This window comes from Acidobacteriota bacterium, from assembly GCA_004299485.1.
GTDB lineage: Bacteria > Acidobacteriota > Terriglobia > Terriglobales > SCQP01 > SCQP01.
Genome location: SCQP01000002.1, coordinates 111,394 through 128,067 on the forward strand (window position 1 = coordinate 111,394; position 16,674 = coordinate 128,067).

11 protein-coding genes are annotated in these 16,674 nt (G+C 63.6%); 5 read left to right on the top strand and 6 right to left on the bottom strand.

All coding sequences use genetic code 11. The annotated features are described in order from the left end of the window. The first annotated feature begins 69 nt into the window (after positions 1 to 69). Both EPN33_03370 and EPN33_03375 read left to right on the top strand, forming a co-directional pair. On the top strand, positions 70 to 3,336 hold the full coding sequence (locus EPN33_03370) for a hypothetical protein (protein ID TAN23870.1): 3,267 nt from the start codon (positions 70 to 72) through the stop codon (positions 3,334 to 3,336). A gap of 9 nt (positions 3,337 to 3,345) precedes the next feature. Continuing rightward, positions 3,346 to 6,567 carry a hypothetical protein gene (locus tag EPN33_03375; protein ID TAN23871.1) on the top strand — a complete coding sequence of 1,074 codons (3,222 nt, stop codon included), beginning with the start codon at positions 3,346 to 3,348 and terminating at the stop codon, positions 6,565 to 6,567. A 154-nt stretch (positions 6,568 to 6,721) separates the two neighbouring features. On the opposite strand, the gene EPN33_03380 is transcribed toward EPN33_03375, so the two are convergent. From EPN33_03380 to EPN33_03395, 4 genes are read right to left on the bottom strand one after another with little or no spacing between them, the layout of a single operon-like run. Next, complete coding sequence (locus tag EPN33_03380; protein TAN23872.1) at positions 6,722 to 7,609, bottom strand: universal stress protein; 888 nt, start codon at positions 7,607 to 7,609, stop codon at positions 6,722 to 6,724. Continuing rightward, positions 7,584 to 7,844 (bottom strand): hypothetical protein, encoded by a 261-nt coding sequence (locus EPN33_03385; protein TAN23873.1) that lies wholly within the window; start codon positions 7,842 to 7,844, stop codon positions 7,584 to 7,586. Before EPN33_03385 ends, EPN33_03380 begins: the two co-directional genes overlap by 26 nt. Before the next feature lie 14 nt (positions 7,845 to 7,858). Then, positions 7,859 to 8,116 (bottom strand): hypothetical protein, encoded by a 258-nt coding sequence (locus EPN33_03390; protein TAN23874.1) that lies wholly within the window; start codon positions 8,114 to 8,116, stop codon positions 7,859 to 7,861. A 48-nt stretch (positions 8,117 to 8,164) separates the two neighbouring features. After that, positions 8,165 to 9,760, bottom strand: coding sequence for a hypothetical protein (locus tag EPN33_03395; GenBank protein ID TAN23875.1), 1,596 nt, complete (start codon positions 9,758 to 9,760; stop codon positions 8,165 to 8,167). 44 nt (positions 9,761 to 9,804) lie between these two features. Here EPN33_03395 and EPN33_03400 point away from each other — a divergent pair, with 44 nt between their 5' ends. Further along, the gene (locus EPN33_03400; GenBank protein TAN23876.1) at positions 9,805 to 10,941 is read left to right on the top strand and encodes an aminotransferase class V-fold PLP-dependent enzyme; all 1,137 of its coding nucleotides are present in this window, start codon (positions 9,805 to 9,807) and stop codon (positions 10,939 to 10,941) included. A 111-nt stretch (positions 10,942 to 11,052) separates the two neighbouring features. Here the strand turns inward: EPN33_03400 and EPN33_03405 are convergent, their stop codons facing one another. Beyond that, positions 11,053 to 12,321 (bottom strand): radical SAM protein, encoded by a 1,269-nt coding sequence (locus EPN33_03405; protein TAN24089.1) that lies wholly within the window; start codon positions 12,319 to 12,321, stop codon positions 11,053 to 11,055. Between the two features lie 59 nt (positions 12,322 to 12,380). Here EPN33_03405 and EPN33_03410 point away from each other — a divergent pair, with 59 nt between their 5' ends. Then, a complete protein-coding gene (locus EPN33_03410; protein ID TAN23877.1) occupies positions 12,381 to 13,598 on the top strand; it encodes a galactokinase in 1,218 nt (405 codons plus the stop codon). Beyond that, positions 13,598 to 15,637: an enterotoxin gene (locus tag EPN33_03415; protein TAN23878.1), complete on the top strand. Its 2,040-nt coding sequence runs from the start codon at positions 13,598 to 13,600 to the stop codon at positions 15,635 to 15,637. Before EPN33_03410 ends, EPN33_03415 begins: the two co-directional genes overlap by 1 nt. An 82-nt stretch (positions 15,638 to 15,719) precedes the next feature. On the opposite strand, the gene EPN33_03420 is transcribed toward EPN33_03415, so the two are convergent. Then, a complete protein-coding gene (locus tag EPN33_03420; GenBank protein TAN24090.1) occupies positions 15,720 to 16,673 on the bottom strand; it encodes an undecaprenyl-diphosphate phosphatase in 954 nt (317 codons plus the stop codon). Position 16,674: the final 1 nt, after the last annotated feature.

Here is a 16,674-nt window from a genome sequence, read left to right on the forward strand (position 1 = left end):
TGATATTGTGGCAAGCGGAGCGGAACTTATATGACAGGTGTGCGCCTGCGAGTTTACTTTGGCCTTCTTGTGGCTGCGCTGTTAACCGGTGGGATGCTGTGGGCGCAAGGACCCGGCCAGGCGGCGATGCAGTTCCGCGAGATCGGGCCGGCCGAGGGGGGCGGACGGGTATGCTGCGTGGCCGGCATACCGGGGCGGCCGGACATTTATTATGTCGGAACGGCGGGCGGTGGGGTGTGGAAGACGACCGACGGCGGCTTCCGGTGGAAGTCGATTTTCAGCCACGAGACTACGGAGACCATCGGCGCGGTGGCGCTGGCGCCATCGAACCCGAACCTGGTATGGGTGGGCACGGGCGAAAGCAACGTGCGCAATGACGTGATTGATGGCCACGGGCTATTTTTTTCTCCCGATGGCGGGCAGACGTTCCGGGAAGTGGGGAAGAAGTACTTTGACCACGCTGGGCAGATCGCCAAAATCATCATCAATCCTGAGAACCCGGAGGAGGTTTGGGTTGCGGTCTTAGGACATGCGTTTGGGCCGAACGACGAACGCGGCGTGTTCCGCACCATCGACGGCGGCGCAACCTGGCAGAAGGTGCTGTACGTCAACGCCATGACGGGTGCGATTGATCTGGCGATGAAGCCAGGGAATCCGCGCGTGCTAGTGGCAGCGATGTGGCAGACGGTGCGGCACCCGTGGGGACTGGAAGATGGCGGGCCGGGAAGCGGGATTTATAAATCGACCGACGGCGGCGCGAGCTGGACCGAGCTGAAGGGCCATGGTCTGCCCAAGCCGCCTTATGGCCGCATTGCGTTGGAGTTCGCGCCCAGCGCGCCAAGCCTGCTGTATGCAGAAATTCAGGCGAAGCAGGGTGTGTTCTGGCGCTCGGACGATGATGGCGCGAACTGGACGATGGTGAGCAACAACGACCAGCTCAATTCGCGGCCGTTTTACTTCAGCCGGTTCGAGGTGATGCCGAACAATCCCGATGACATTTATTTTTTATCGGTGCGGATGTCGTATTCCTCCGATGGCGGCAAGACGTCGCAGCCGGCGGGGGTGACGCTGCACTCGGATCACCATTCGCTGTGGATGGATCCAACCAATCCGCGGCGGATGATCGAGGGTGATGACGGCGGCGTAAACTTCTCGCACGATGGCGGCAAGAACTGGATTCACGTGGTCAATCTGCCGATTGAAGAAGGCTACACGGTGCATGTGGACAGCGAACAGCCTTACCACGTGTGTGTGGGCCTGCAGGATAACGACGCCTTTTGTGGGCCTTCGCAGGCCGATGCGTGGCCGAATCAGTGGCGCGACGTGGCGGGCGGCGACGGCGAGTACGCCGTGCCGGCGCCGAGCGATCCGAACATCTTATATGCCGAGTCGCAGGAAGGCGACGCGCAGCGGATTGACCTGAACACGGGGCGGCGCACCGGCATCAAGCCCATGCCTAACTTCACGTCGGGCGAGACCAACTACGTCTACGCCATGCCGGCGCGGTTCAACTGGACGACGCCGATTGCGGTCAGCGCCACCAACCCAAACGTGGTCTATATGGGCGCCAACCGGCTGTATAAGTCAATCGACGGCGGGCATTCGTGGACGGCGATCAGCCCGGATCTGACGCTGAACGACAAGAGCAAGGAGCAGGCCTCGGGCGGCGTGATTGATCTGGACATGACGGGCGCCGAGACCGCGGATACGATCCTGTCGTTTGCGATTTCGCGGATTGATCCGGAGACGATCTGGGTGGGCACCGACGATGGCCTGGTGCAGGTGACGCACAACGGCGGCAAGACGTGGGCGCGGGTGAGCGACAACATTTCGGGTCTCAAGCCCTGGGGACGGTTGCAGGAGATGGAGGTCTCGCCGTTCGAACCCAACACGGCCTATGTTGCTTACGACCGGCACGAGATGAATGATGCGCACCCGTACGTCTTTAAGACGCACGACGGGGGCAAGACCTGGACGGAGATCGACGCCGGGCTGCCGGATGACTACGTGGCCCATGTGATCCGCGAGGACCCGAACCAGAAGGGGCTGCTGGTGTTGGGCACCGATTACGGGCTGTATCGGTCGGACAATGACGGCGGGACCTGGACGCGGATTCATGATGGCTTCCCGACCGTGGTCGTCTATGACCTGCAGTTCGTGAAGCGGACGCACAGCCTGGTGGTCTGCACGCATGGGCGTGGCCTGTACATTATGGACAACATCGTACCTTGGGAGCAGATGGCGCGGCCGCAGGTGGCGTCGGCGCCGTTTACGCTGTTCCCGATCCTCGATGCGGTGAAGTTCCAGAGGATGGGATTCACCGACTTGAACATCAATCCGCTGGCGCGGCGCACACCGCAGCCGCCGCAGGGGGCGGTGATCCAGTACAACCTGGCGAAAACAGTACATGCGGTGCATCCGGAGGCTGCACCGCCGCCGCTGACGCCCGAGCAGCAGGCGATGCTGGAGATGGCCGAGCATTATGGCTTCACGCCGCCGGGGAGGGGATCGAACGGGCCGGTGAAAATTGAAATCACCGATGCCGAGGGGCATTCCGTGGCCACGATCCATGGCAGCGGGCACGCGGGCGTCAATCGGGCGGTGTGGGACGGGACGTATGATCCATCGCCAGTGAAGCCGCCGCCGGCGAGCGGACGAGGCGGATTTTTTGCGTTATTCCGTGGCGGCGGGCGCGGGCTGCGGGCGCTGCCGGGACGGTATAAGGTCACGGTGACCGTGCCGGGATTGGCGCCGCAAGCGCAGTGGGTCAACCTGCAAGAAGACCCGCGGGTGAAGGTAAATCTGGCGGCGCTAAAGGCGACGCTAGCCGCCGGTCAGGCGATGCAGCCGGATATCGACGCCATGAACCGGATGCTTGACGGCCTCGCCAGCCTGCACACGCAGCTTGGCGCATTGCAGAAGAACCTGCCCAACGTTGCCAGCGTAGGCGGGCCGGGCGCGTTTGACGCGGAGCTGAGCGCGGCCAAGGCGCTCGATGAGAAGATCAGCAGCTTGCAGCATATACTGGTGCCGCCACCGAAGCATGAGGATTACGGTGGAATTGCCGGCTTCGCGTCCGATTTTAACGGTATTTTCCGCGAAGTCAGCGGCGGGTTCAATACCTTCCCGCCGCCGCAGGTTGTGGGCGACTGGGCGACGGCGCGCACCAAACTCGAAAGTTATCTCACGCGCTACAACGCCATCCTCAATCAGGACGTTGTGGCCTTTAATCGGCAGGCACTGGCGCATCGCGGCATCACCCTGGTGGCCGGTAACCCCGTATCCCTCGGCCGTGCGCCTGCGGTGTTGACCGCGGCCACCGCCGCTAACCGCTAAGGAGGATTCATGAAGCTGAAATCAGTTTTGACTGCTTCAGCGCTGGCCGTGCTCGCTCTGGGTGTGGCCGCGCTGCCGTCGCAGGCACAATTTTTCCGCCGCCCGAACCAAAACAGCAAGCCAATGCAGTTTAATGACATCGGGCCGGCGCTGGCTGGTGGACGGGTGTCGTCGGTGGTTGGCATTCCTGGCAATCCGAATATTTATTACGCCGGCACGGCCGGCGGCGGCGTTTGGAAATCGAGCGACGGCGGCAACACCTGGAAGGCGATTTTCCAGCATGAACCGACCTCGTCGATCGGCGCGGTGGCGCTGGCGCCCTCTAATCCGAATCTGGTTTGGGTGGCGACCGGAGAGCCGAACATCCGCAACGACGTAATGGTCGGGCACGGACTGTATTTTTCTTCCGATGCCGGCACGACCTGGACCGAGATTGATCCGCAACTGTTCCACAACGCAGGGCAGATGTCGAAAATCGTGATCAACCCGCACAACCCGGAGGAAGTCTGGGTCGCGGTGCTGGGGCACGCCTTCGGCCCGAACGACGTGCGGGGCGTGTATAAGACTACCGACGGCGGCAAGACGTGGAAGCGCACGCTGTTCGTGAACGATCACACGGGCGCGATTGCACTGGCGATGCAGCCAGGCAATCCTGAAGTGCTGCTGGCGGGGATGTGGGATGTGGTGCGGCATCCGTGGGGGCTGGAGAATGGCGGCCCGGGCAGCGGGCTGTACCGCTCGACCGATGGTGGCGACACCTGGACGCGCATCACCAAGGGACTCGATGCGGGTTCCTATGGCCGCATCGGGCTGGGCTTTGCGCCGAGCGCGCCGGATACGGCGTATGCCATCGTGCAGGCGAAGAAGGGCTTGTTCTATAAGTCGACCGATGCCGGACTGAGCTGGACGCCGGTGAGCGACAGCGACAACATCGACGCGCGGCCGTTTTATTTCAGCCGCTTTGTGGTGGCGCCAAACAACCCGGAAAAGATCTATTTCCTTTCGACCATGCTCAGCTTCTCGACCGACGGGGGCAAGACGCTGCAGCGCGCCGGCCGCGTGCATCCCGACAATCACAGCCTGTGGATCGATCCGGACAATCCGAACCGCATTCTCGAGGGCAACGACGGCGGTGTGTATCTTTCGTACGACGCCGGGCTGCATTTCCGCTTCCTCGATACGATTCCGATTGAGGAGGATTATATGGTCTCGGCCAGCAACGAACCGGCCTACAATCTCTGCGCCGGCTTGCAGGACAACAACGCCTGGTGCGGGCCGTCGTCGCGCAACAGCACCATGAGTTGGTCGGTGGCGGCGGGCGGTGACGGGGAGTACGCTGTGTTCGCGCCGAGCGACCCGAAGATCGTTTATGCCGAATCGCAGAATGGCTCGGCCTCGCGCATCAATATCGGCAACGGGCTTTCCACCAGCATCATTCCGTATGAGCTGGGGGTATCCGACATCAAGCAATCGGATTTGAAATACCGCTTCGGCTGGACGACACCAATTGAGGTCAGCCCGACGAACGCCAACAGCGTGTACATCGGTGGCAATGTGCTATTTCACTCGACCGACGGTGGTTATAGCTGGAAGGTCATCAGCCCGGATCTCACCCGCAACGATAAAGCGAAGCAGGTGCAGAGCGGCGGTGAAATTGTAAATGACCTGACCGGCGCGGAGACCTACGATACCCTTCTTTCGATCGCGCTTTCGCCCACGGATTCCAGAACTATCTGGACCGGCGCGGACGATGGCGTGATCGAAGTGACGCATAACGGCGGCCAAACCTGGACGCGCGTGGATAGCAATATTCCGGACCTGCCGCAGTGGGGCCGGGTGCAGCAAATTGACGTTTCGCCGTTCGATTCCAACACCTGCTACGTTACCGTTGACCGGCACATGAACGACGACAACAAGCCCTATGTCTATAAGACGAATGATAGCGGCAAGACCTGGACGTCGATTTCGGCCGGGCTGCCGCAGGATAACTCGGCGCGCGTCATCCGTGAGGACCCGAACGAGAAGGGCTTCCTGGTGGTGGGCACTGACACCGGGCTGTTCTACTCGCGCGACGACGGCTCGACCTGGACGCAACTGAAGCGCGGTTTCCCGACTGTGCCGGTGTTCGACGTTCAGTTCGTGAAAAAGACGCACGATCTGCTGGTGGCGACGCATGGCCGCGGCATTCTGGCGCTGGATGACATCATCCCGCTGGAGAAGACCACGCCCGCAGTGGCCGCGGCCCCGCTGACGGTGCTTCCCATCCTCACCGATTACGACCTGCGCGGCGGTAAGCTGGGCGGCGGCGGATTCTTCGGCTTTGGAGGCGGCTCGGGCGCGCACATCTACTACAACCTGAGCGAGGCGCATAAGGGCAAAAACAAGGTGACCATCGCCATCAGCGACAGCCACGGCAACCTGGTGACGACACTGACAGGAACCGGCAACCAGGGGCTGAATGAAGTTTCCTGGCGTGGTAATTACGACGGGCCAGTGACGGCGATTCTGCCGCGGTCCAGCGGCGGTTTTGGCTTTTTCTTCCGGCCGCGCGGCACGCCGGGCAAGCCCACGCCCGATGCGGGACCGCACGCGGTTCCGGGCGCGTACACGGTCAAGGTGACGGTGGCGGGCCTGCCCGCACAGTCACAGACTGTGCGGTTAGAAGAGGACCCACGCTGGCCACACCCGGTGGATGCCATTGCCAATGCCGAGACGACGCTGCGCATGTCGCTGGCAGCGCGCGATCAGATGTCGGCACTTAACCAGATGCTCACCGGCCTGCAGAGCATGAAGTCGCAGCTCCAGGCCGAGCAGGCGAGCATGAAGACTCTCGACGAGAGCGGCTCGGGCAACTATGGGGGCGTGATCAGCGCGGCCAAGGAGTTCTCGGGCAAAGTGGTGACGCTGGAGAACGCGCTCTACAATCCTGACGGGCAGAAGAACGAAGGAACGGCGTTTTTGAGCGCGTTCCAGCAGAAGTTCGAAAGCGCGTACGAGGACCTGGGGAACGTATATGACACGGCTCCCCGGCCGACCGACGTGACCCTGTGGCACTCGCTGCAAGCCGAACTGCAGGACTATCTCGGCCAGTACAACGGCCTGCTGCGCGCCGACGCCGTCGCCTACAACCGGCTAGCGGCCAAGAACCACGCCATCACGCTGGCGGTGGGTGAGCCGATCACGCTGCCCGCGGCGAGCGGGCGCGCCGTTGCGGCCCGCCGGCGCAAGTAGGCTGCGCGCAAACTCGGAACCGCGCGAGCCCGGCAAGCGATTGCCGGGCTCGCAGCTTTTTTGGCCCGCGGCGAGCTCAACCTCTGGCTCAGCGGCCGGAGAGGAGTTCGAAGCCTGCGTTAACTCGACCGCAGTGCTGGGCGGGGGAGCTACTTCAAATACTCAGGACGGGGCAGTGGGCGTCGCGGATGAGGGCATAGGTAAGGTCACGCATGCGGCCCAGGGCGCCGGCGACGGGGCTGCGGCCGATGACGAGCAGTCCGGGATGCAGCGCGTCGGCGGCATCCAGGATGGTTTGCCGGATGGGGCCGCTGGCGAGGCGTACCTCCGCGTGCGTGCCGGCGGAGCGCTGCAGGTCGCTGATTCTTTGCTGCGCATTGCGGGCCGGCTGTTCCTCTTCGCGGTCAAACAAGACGGTCAGATCGGACTCGCGAACGGGCAGCACGTGAAGGATCGAGAGTTGGGCACCGGCCGCCTGGGCGAGCTGGCCGGCATAGCGCAGGACGCGGGCACCTTCGTCGTCGAGGCGGATGGCGCAGGCGATCTGGCGCTGGCCGGCAGCGTGGACCTGCCGGTCGACCGAATGTTGCGGGGTGAGCACCGCGCAATCGGCGTCGTTGAGAACCTTAGCGGCGGTGGAACCCAGCAGCGCGTGGCGGAACGCGCCTTCGGAGTAGGTAGGGATGACAATCAAATCAAAGTGGTGGGTCCGGGCGGCGGTGGCGATTTCCTCCGCGGGTTCACCCAAGGCGATCTTGCGCACGCATGAGGGTGCGGGCAGATCTTGCGCAAGGAAGGCGTCAAGGCGCTGCCGTGCAAGACCGCCCTGCTCTGCTTCGATTTCAGGCACGGTACGGCCAAGGAGTTCGAATGCGCTGAAGTCGAACGGCTTGATTACGTGGAGCAGGGTCACGCGGGCGCCGAAGATACCTGCCAGGTTGCGGACGAAGGGCGCGGCCGCGGCGCAGGCGGGGGAGAAGTCGACGGGGAAGAGAATGGTTTGGATCAGGGCCACGTCAGAAGCCGAGCTCAACCTGATCAATGTAACACCACCCCCAGTCTTCGCCTGGTTCGAGCGACTTCATGACGGGGTGATGGGTTTTGTGGAAGTGCTTGGTTGCGTGCTTGTTTTTGGAGGAATCGCAACAGCCGACGTGGCCGCATTCCAGGCACAGGCGCAGATGCACCCACTCATCACCCGTGCGGAGGCATTCTTCGCAACCGTCGGTGCGCGGCGAGACGTCGCGGATCTGATTCAGGTGAGTACAAACCGCCATGGTGATCTCCTGCGCTAGACATCCTTGCCGTCGTCGCGATACTCCTCGGGGATATCATCCTCGGGCAGTTCTCGCGTGCGCACGGGCCGTTCGGGCTGGTCGGATGCGTCCTCTACGCCCTCGATCACTTCCGCCTCGAAGGGCTGACCCTCATCGATGAGTTCTTTGACACTTTCGGAGTCCGCATCGCTGCGCGCGGGAAGGCCCTGGTCATCGCCCGCTTGTCCGGCGGATTCGTTGGAGAATTTGGGGTTCTTAGGCTTGTGCTTCATGGCGATCCCCCTCCCTTTTCCATGCCCTTAGTATGAACTGCGTTGAGACTAGCTGAGCCGGAGCTCGTCCCAAGGGCCTTGCCACTCGCAGGGACGGCCTTTGGTGCGGAAGGTGGTGCGATCCTGGGCAGTCGAGAGGGTTACGTAGACGTCGATGCCCTTGAAGGTGTCGACGCCCGCTGGACCGCTGGCGTGCCAACAGAGGGTGCCAATGCGCGGGACGAGGTGGGTCGGGACTTCGCGGCCGTCAACCGGGACAGTGTCATGGCGGACGCCGGTGCGATCGAGGACGAAGTGGGTGCGGCGCCAGCCCTGGACTGTGGCGGGCGTGATGGCGCCATAGTGGCGGCGAATGAGCCACATGAACGTCCAGAAGCGTGTGCCTGTGATGTTGAGACCGAAATACGACGGGCGCTGCTCGGCGTTACCGTGCTGGCGCATGGGATGGCCGGGATCGTAGGCGTTATCTTCGTTGTAGCTGTCGCGCGCCTCGACGTTGTTGGTGGAGACTATGTAGGCGGCATTCCGCTCGCCCATGTCGCCGGGCTTGCGGATGGCGTAGCGCGCGGTGCCGTGCTGATCGGCAGGTATGCTTTCGACGACGAAGGCGTGTTGCGCGTCCGATACCATCCAGTTGGCCCCGCGGGTGCATTTGCCGATGACGATCTTGTAGCCGGATTTGGCTCGATATTCGGGACGGCCGACGGTGAGCAGCTCGACGGCGTGGCGGGCGCTATCGCCAAACGAGGTGGCGTAGAAGTTGCCGACTTGCCAATCCAGACCAGGGCGGCGATAGCCAGAAAACGGCTGGGCCAGAGTGGGGGCGAGAATGCCCATGCCGCCGCCAGCGTAGCCGCTGACGGCCACGCCGCGCTCATTCATAGCGTGCTCGCTGCCGATTTCACCGGCAGAATCGGTCACAGTGAAGCGGTGCGCGCGCTTGTCGCTGGGTCGCGCGATGAAGGTGACTAGATATTCCTGCGGGAAAAAGTGCTGGTCTTCGGAGCTGCAATGGATGGTCTTGCTGCCGGTCGAGGCGGGTAGCATGATGGCGCCGCTGCAGCAGTGGAAATCGTCCTCTTCGGGCGCCAGCTCGGCCGTGGCGCTGTGCGGTGGTTTGCCCTGCAGACCGAAGTAGCTGTTGATCATCAGGATTTTTTCGAAATTGGTCAGCTCATGCGGAAACGCTGAGCGCTGGAGCTCGGTGGCGGCGCCGTCGGCAAGGCCGTGCATGAACTCCAGCGCCTCGGGGACCAGCAGCTCGTAATAAGCGTTCTGATGATGCAGGTATTCGGCCATCACTTCCGGGCTGCCCTGGATGGGGAGCAACTCGCGGTACCAGCCCTCGTAGACCATGCGGATGAGATCGCCGGCGCGCTCGCCATACTGTAGGCCCATGGCGTGCCAGGAGCCGGCCAGCTCACCCAAGTAGCGAGGGTGGGGATCAAAGGCGGGATAGCCGGGAGCGCGGTAGTAGCGGTCGAGGGCGCGGTTGTGGCCGGTCCAGTCTTTGGGTTCAGGAATGTCGAGGGGCGTGTTGCGACGCGGCGCGGGCCGCGCCGTTTGGGCTACGATTCCACTGCCGCTAACGGCCGCTGCCGCGCCTGCGGTTGCGGCCAGTTTCATCCAAGTACGCCGGTCCATAAGGAACCTCCAGTAGGCTGGCTCAGAGTTTACAATTAAGTAACATGAGCTGGCAGTCCGAATTTGCGGATTTTGAAGGCGAAGGGGTGGTTTACCTCAACGCTGCGACGCAGGCGCCCATGCCGCTCGGGGCCGCGCGCGCGGCGGAGACGGCGATTGGGTGGAAGCAGCAGCCGCAGCGCATTCCCGGTGACGAGTATTTGGGCCTTCCGGACCGGGTCCGGAGGCTGCTAGGGAGGCTATTCGGCGGCGAGCCAGACGAATTTGCCATCACTTCGGGGGCGAGCAGCGGGCTGAGAGTGGTTGCGGCGCAGTATGACTGGCGGGCGGGCGATGAAATTCTGATCGCCAAGGGCGAGTTTCCCTCGCACTTTACGGCCTTCCGGCCGCTGGAAGCGGCGCGGGGCGTGAAGGTGCGCGTGGTCGCGCCGCGTGGGGCGTTTATCAGCGCAGCGGATTTTGTGGCGGCGATTACGCCGCAAACGCGGCTGATTTCGGCGAGCGTGGTGCGCTCGAATGACGGCTCGCGGCTCGACGCCGCCGCGCTCGCGTCGGCCTGCCGAAGTGCAGGCATCACGCTGGTGCTGGACCTGGCGCAGTGCGCGGGCGCGCTACCGCTGCAGCTTGGTGATCTGGGCGCTGATTTTGTGGTCTGCTCGGGCTACAAGTGGCTGCTGGGGCCGTACGGGACGGGATTTTTCTGGGTGTGCAAGCCGGCCATGGAGAAGCTGCTGCCAGGGCCGTTTTACTGGATGGCGAGCGAGGGAGCGGGGAATTTCGACGACCTTACGCGCTTCGAGAACCCGGTGCCGGTGGCAGGCGCGCGGCGTTGGGACGCGCCCGAAACGGCCAATTTCATAAATCTGGCGGCGTTCGAAGCTGGGCTGGAATGGATCGCAAAGGCGGGCGTGGACGCCATCGCTGCACACACGGCCAAGTTGGTGGAGCAACTGATTGCCGGCTTGCCGCAGGAACGCTACGAGCTGGCCAGCCCGGCGGAGGCGGCCGAGCGCGGCCCGTATGTCTGCATCCGTCCGCGCGACATCGCATTGCTGCCGGCCCTGACGGAAAAGCTCGCGCGTGGGAACGTCTTTACCAGCGTGCGTGGCGGCTCACTGCGGCTTTCGCCGTACGTCTACAACACCGAACGCGATATCGAGCGGCTGGTCGCGCTGCTCTAGGTGGCTCGCCATTTTTTGTCCTGGTCGCTCCCGTTGGTCGCTCGGAGTGCGGGCTTCGATTCCCGGCAGGGCCCGCCCGCTGGTGCTCGGGGCTCCTCCAAGCTGCCGCCACTAGATCACGTCCATAAATGAGCTGACGGAGAAGACGGCGCGGCCGGAGCCGGGGTCGCCGTAGCCGGGCGGGACGGGCAGCTTGTATTTGGCGTGGGTGTCGCGCCAGGTTTCGAGCAGGCGCAGGTGGTATTCGAGCGGGGCGCCACCGGCGTTGTCTTTGCCCAGGCGGGTGAGCGGCTCAGCGCACCAGGTGGTGAAGCGCGGGCAGACGCCATGGGACATAAAAAAGTCGAGGCCCGCGCCGGTCGAGCGGATGGCCTCGGCAACGTCGGTGAAGCCGTGCGGCTTCGACATCTCGATGCCGGCGACGAAGTTGGGGATGACGTGCGAGGGACCGAAGATTTCGGCGGCGTCGAGGATGCGCTTGTGCCATTCGCTGCGACCGACGTAACGGCTCTTGCCGGGGCAGAGAATACCGAAGAGGCGCTCATCCCAGACTTCGTAGTTGGGGTGGTAAATCTGAATACCGGCCTGCTTGAATTTGCGGGCTTCTTCCAGCGGCAGCGCCTGCGTGACCATTTTGCCGATCCAGCGGCCGGGGAAGCGTGACTCGATGGCGGCGGCATATTCGGCGTAGAAGTCAGCTTCGGTTTTGCCCTTGAGTTTGGAGGTGATGCTGCCACCGGTGATGGTGTAGGCGCGGCTGGCAGAATCGGTGGAGGCGATGAGGGCGAGGGCTTCGAGAATTTCGTCCACGGACTTGACGCCAGTGTAGGGTCGGCCCTCCTGAATCTGCTGGCGGTAGTTGTTATTGATGTCGCAGAACTGGCACTCTTCTTTGTCGCCGAAGTACTGGCAGATGCGGAAGACGGTGAGATAGACGAGGTAGCCCCATTCGATGGTGGGCGCGATTTCGATGACGCGCTTGCCGCTCGCCAGCGAGCGGGTGTAATACTCCGGGACGGGCGGGAACTTGACCGTGGCGAGAGTTTCGCCGTCGAGTTGCAGCTCGGCGGTGTCGCCGGTGGCCTCGATGCGGTAGGGCGAGGCCGGATTCAGGCGGACGGAAATGATGGTCGGGCGGAAGTTCCAGGGGCCGGCTTCGAGCCAGATTTCTTCCGGCGCGCTCCAGTGTTCCTGCTGCTCCATCTCGTTTAATGGCACCAGATCGAAGGAAAAGATGAAGTATGCCTTAGCCTTAAACTGAGCCGCGAGCTTGAGCGCCGCGGGCGAAAAAGCGATGCCGGTGCGCAGGATGTCTTCTTTGACGACAGCTTCGCGCGGCAGGGTGGGATGGGCGGCAGCGGCGGCTTCGACTTCGCGCAAGCGCGCCGGGGTTGAACTGGCAGTGGCCACGACCTAGTTTAGCGCGGTAAGGTTGAAGCTTGTCTTCGATTGCGGACCAACTTGAAAGCGCGGGCATGAGTGCGGGGGCGGCCGCCGCCAAAGCGCAACTTTTTGCCGTGCTGGGCGCGCGCGCCGGGCGGGCGTGGTTTGTGCCGGGGCGCATCGAGCTGCTGGGCAAGCACACCGACTACGCCGGCGGGCGGAGCCTGCTGTGCGCGGTCGAGCGCGGATTTTGCGTTGCGGCGACACCACGCCGCGACCGGCGCGTGCAGCTTACCGACGCACGGACGGGAGAGAGCGCCGAGTTTACGATCGGGGAGCTGTTAACGGCGAATTGGGCGCGGTATCCGGCGACGGTGGCGCGGCGGTTGGCGGTGGATGGAAAACTCGATTACGGCTCCGACATCTTGTTTGCCAGTGATTTGCCGCCGGCGGCGGGGATGAGCAGCTCGAGCGCGTTTGTCGTGGCCACGTATTTGGCTTTGTGCGGCGAAGCCGGGCCGGAGGGCAGGGAAGCCTTAGCGGCTTATCTGGCGGCGACGGAAGTGGGCGTGGGCACGCATGGCGGCAGCGAAGATCATACGGCGATTCTTTGTTGCAAGGCGGGACGCTGGAGCCAGTACCGCTTCTGCCCGACGCGGCTGGAACAGACGGTGGCCGCACCCGAGGATATGGCGTTGGTGATTGGCGTGAGCGGCGTCGCGGCCTCGAAGGCGGGCGCGGCACAGGCGGACTACAACCGGGCGGCGGCGGCGACGGCACAGATATTGTCGACCTGGAATGAGGTGAGCGGCCGGCACGACGCGACGCTAGCGGCCGCAGTGGCTGCAGGAGCGTATGAGCCGCTGCTGGCGCAGTTGCCGAACGCGCTGCGCGCCCGGCTGGAACAGTTTCACAACGAATCGGACGTCTGGATTCCAGCGGCGGCGTTTGCGGCGCGCGAGGGCGATTGGCAAAGTTTTGGCGAGTTTGTGGCTTGTTCGCAAGCGGGGGCGGAGGCGGCGCTGGGCAACCAGATCCCGGAGACAGTTGCGTTGGCCGCGAGTGCGCGGCGGCTGGGCGCGGTGGCGGCGTCGGCGTTTGGCGCCGGCTTTGGGGGTTCGGTGTGGGCGCTGGTGCCGGGCGGTGCGGCGGCGGCATTTCGCGCGGCGTGGCAGCGTGAATATCAGAAAGCGTTTGCCGCACACGCGGTGGAAAGCCTATTCTTTGAAAGCGCCGCGGGGCCAGCGGCACTGCAGATTGAGCTGGAGGGTTAATGGAGCGCAGGGAATTTTTGGAGCGGGGAGCCGCGGCTGTAGCCGCGGCGATGACTGCCGGTTGGGCGCTGTCGCGGGGTTTACAGGCGCAGGCGCCGGCGATCGCGAGGGTGAGCGGGAATCGGGCGAAGCTCAGCAATGACATCTTCGACGTCACCTGGGACTCGGGGACGGGCCTGCGCCTCGTCAGCCTGCGCGCGCCAGCGCTACCGCAGCTTGGGCCGATGCCGGTGTTCTGGCTGCAGGTGAACGGCAACACTGTCGACTCGACCCAACTGCGCGTGACGGCTCCCTTGCAGCAGCGGGTGCTGCAGCCCGACGCCGGCGCTGCTTGTTTTGCGGAACGTTTGCCGGGACGGCAGGTGACGGTGACACTGGCGGATCCGGCGGGCGCGTATCAGGTGCGTTGGCGGGCGCTGCTGCGCGACGGCTCGCATTATTTGCGGCAGGAAATCGAAATCATGGCCGGTGGCAGCGACGTGCCGATTAGCGCAGTCACGCTGATCAATCTCGCCGCGAGGGGCGCGCGCGTCGAGGGCAAAGTCAAAGGCTCGCCGATCACGCTGACCGAGACAACCGGGGAGTCGGGCATCCGAAAGGGAGGGTGGTTTCTGGGCCTTGAGCATCCGCTGTCACAGAGCGAAGTCAGCGGCGGCCGGGCGCGGTGCGAGTTTTCACGGGGGCTGCCTTTGGCGGCCAATCACACCGCGGTCTATTCGAGCGTGATCGGTGTGGCGGCGCCGGGGCAGATGCGGCGCGATTTCCAGCGCTACATCGAGCGCGAGCGCGCGCATCCCTACCGGCCATTTTTGCATTACAACTCCTGGTTCGATCTCGGCTACTTCACTCCTTACGATGCCTACGGTTGCCTGGACCGCATTCATGCCTTCGGCGAGCAGCTTTACCGGCGGCGGAGCGTGCAGCTCGATTCGTTTCTGTTTGACGATGGCTGGGACAACCACAAGGACTGGGGATTCAATAGGGGCTTTCCTGACGGCTTCACACCGCTCGAAGCGGCGACGGCGGCGATGGGCGCCGGGCCGGGCGTGTGGCTGTCGCCCTGGGGTGGTTACGGGCCGCCGCGCAAGGAGCGGCTGGCGTGGGGCAAGAAGCTCGGCTATGAAGAGAACCGGTACGGGCTGGCGCTCTCCGGGCCGGTCTATTACAAGCGGTTTCATGAGGTCTGCCTGGAGATGGTGACGCGCTACGGCGTGAATCAGTTCAAGCTCGACGGTACGGGCAGCAACGCGCGCGTCGTACCCGGCAGCCAGTTCGGCAGCGACTTTGAAGCGGCGATCAGCCTGATTGCCGACATGCGCCACGCGAAACCGGATTTATTCGTGAACCTGACGACGGGAACGTATCCCTCGCCGTTCTGGCTACGTTATGCCGACTCGACCTGGCGCGGCGGCTACGATACGAACTTTGCCGGGGTGGGCAGCGACCGCCAGCAGTGGATCACCTATCGCGATGGCGCCACGTACCGCAACGTTGTGGGCCGCGGGCCGCTGTATCCGCTGAACTCGCTGATGCTGCACGGCATCGTTTATGCCAGCCATGCGCGCAAGCTCGAAACCGATCCGCAACACGATTTTGCCGCAGGGGTACGCGCCTACTTCGGCACCGGTACGCAATTGCAGGAAATGTACATCACGCACAACCTGCTAACCGAGAAGAACTGGGATGAGTTGGCGGAAGCGGCGCGCTGGGCGCGGCGTCATGCTGCGACGCTGGTCGATACGCACTGGGTGGGCGGCGATCCAGGCCACGGCGAACCCTATGGCCACGCCGCCTGGTCACGGGAGAATGCCATCCTGACGCTGCGCAACCCGAGCGACAAGCCGCAGAGTCTCTGGCTCGATCCGGCAGAAGCGTTTGAGATCCCCAACGAGGCGCGGCAGAGCTACCGGATGGTTCCTGCGTGGCGCGCAGACCAATGGGGCGAACCCATCAAACCGGAGTCAGTGCTTCTCGAAGCCGGCACGGCGCATGAATTTCGCCTCAAGCCTTTCGAAGTGCTGACGTTGCACGGGCATTAGTTCATAGTTCATGGTTTATCGTTCATAGTCGCCGGGCCGCAACCGCGGGCGCCGTGCGTGACTATAAACCGAAAACGATGAACTAAAACGCCTTGAAGCCGTGGAAGAACAGGGCGAGGACGATCAGGCCGAGGATAATGCGGTACCAGACGAAGAAGCGCAGGGTGTTGAGCTTGAGGAATCGGATGAAGAGCCAGATGGAGGCGATGCCGACGAGGGCAGAGGCGATCACGCCGGCGACGAAGGGTGCGTGCATGCCAGCGGGAATGCCGCCTAGCTTGTGGACGTTGTGAAATTTGTAGAGCACCGCGCCGGCGATGATGGGCGTGGCGAGCAGGAAAGAAAAGCGGGCGGCGGCTTCGCGCGTCAGGCCGGCGAACAGGCCGGCAGTGATGGTCGCGCCGGAGCGCGAGATGCCGGGAATGACGGCGACGGCTTGGGCGCAGCCGATCCACCAGGCTTCCCAGACTGAGGTTTTGTCGAAATCCTTGCCTGCGGAGGTGGTCCTCGCCGTCGCGACTGCCGCGACGGAGCTGCCTTGAGCGACACGCGACCCGGCTTCTGCCGCAACGTCTGCATTATGGTTGTTAGCCGCGCGAAGCTCGGGCATGTGGTCGGCCCAGCCCATCACAATGCCGACAACGATCAGACTGGCCGCAATGATGAGCGGATTGCGCCAGGTGGATTCGATCTCCTTATTGAACAGCAGGCCGATGATGCCGCCGGGAATCGTGGCCAAAACCATGAACCACAGCAGGCGGCGCTGCAGCGCCAGCGCCGGGCCGCTGATGGGCGCGCCGGTGTGAATGTCGATGGCGGCGCCGAAGCCGGCGCGGATGATACGGATCCAAGTCATGAAGAAGAAGCCGATGATAGCCAGCAGCGTGCCGGCGTGCAGCGCCACGTCGAAGGTCAGGCCGGGATCGGGCCAGTGGAAGAACCACGGCACCAGAATGAGGTGCGCGGTGCTGGAGACCGGCAGGAATTCGGTGACGCCCTGGATGACGCCGAGGATGATGGCTTGCCAGACGTGGATC

Coding starts and splice junctions, on each gene's coding strand:
- EPN33_03375 (TAN23871.1), top strand. CDS start 3,346: ATGAAGCTGAAATCAGTTTTGACTGCTTCAGCGCTGGCCGTGCTCGCT.
- EPN33_03385 (TAN23873.1), bottom strand. CDS start 7,844: ATGGCGGTTTGTACTCACCTGAATCAGATCCGCGACGTCTCGCCGCGC.
- EPN33_03390 (TAN23874.1), bottom strand. CDS start 8,116: ATGAAGCACAAGCCTAAGAACCCCAAATTCTCCAACGAATCCGCCGGA.
- EPN33_03395 (TAN23875.1), bottom strand. CDS start 9,760: ATGGACCGGCGTACTTGGATGAAACTGGCCGCAACCGCAGGCGCGGCA.
- EPN33_03400 (TAN23876.1), top strand. CDS start 9,805: ATGAGCTGGCAGTCCGAATTTGCGGATTTTGAAGGCGAAGGGGTGGTT.
- EPN33_03415 (TAN23878.1), top strand. CDS start 13,598: ATGGAGCGCAGGGAATTTTTGGAGCGGGGAGCCGCGGCTGTAGCCGCG.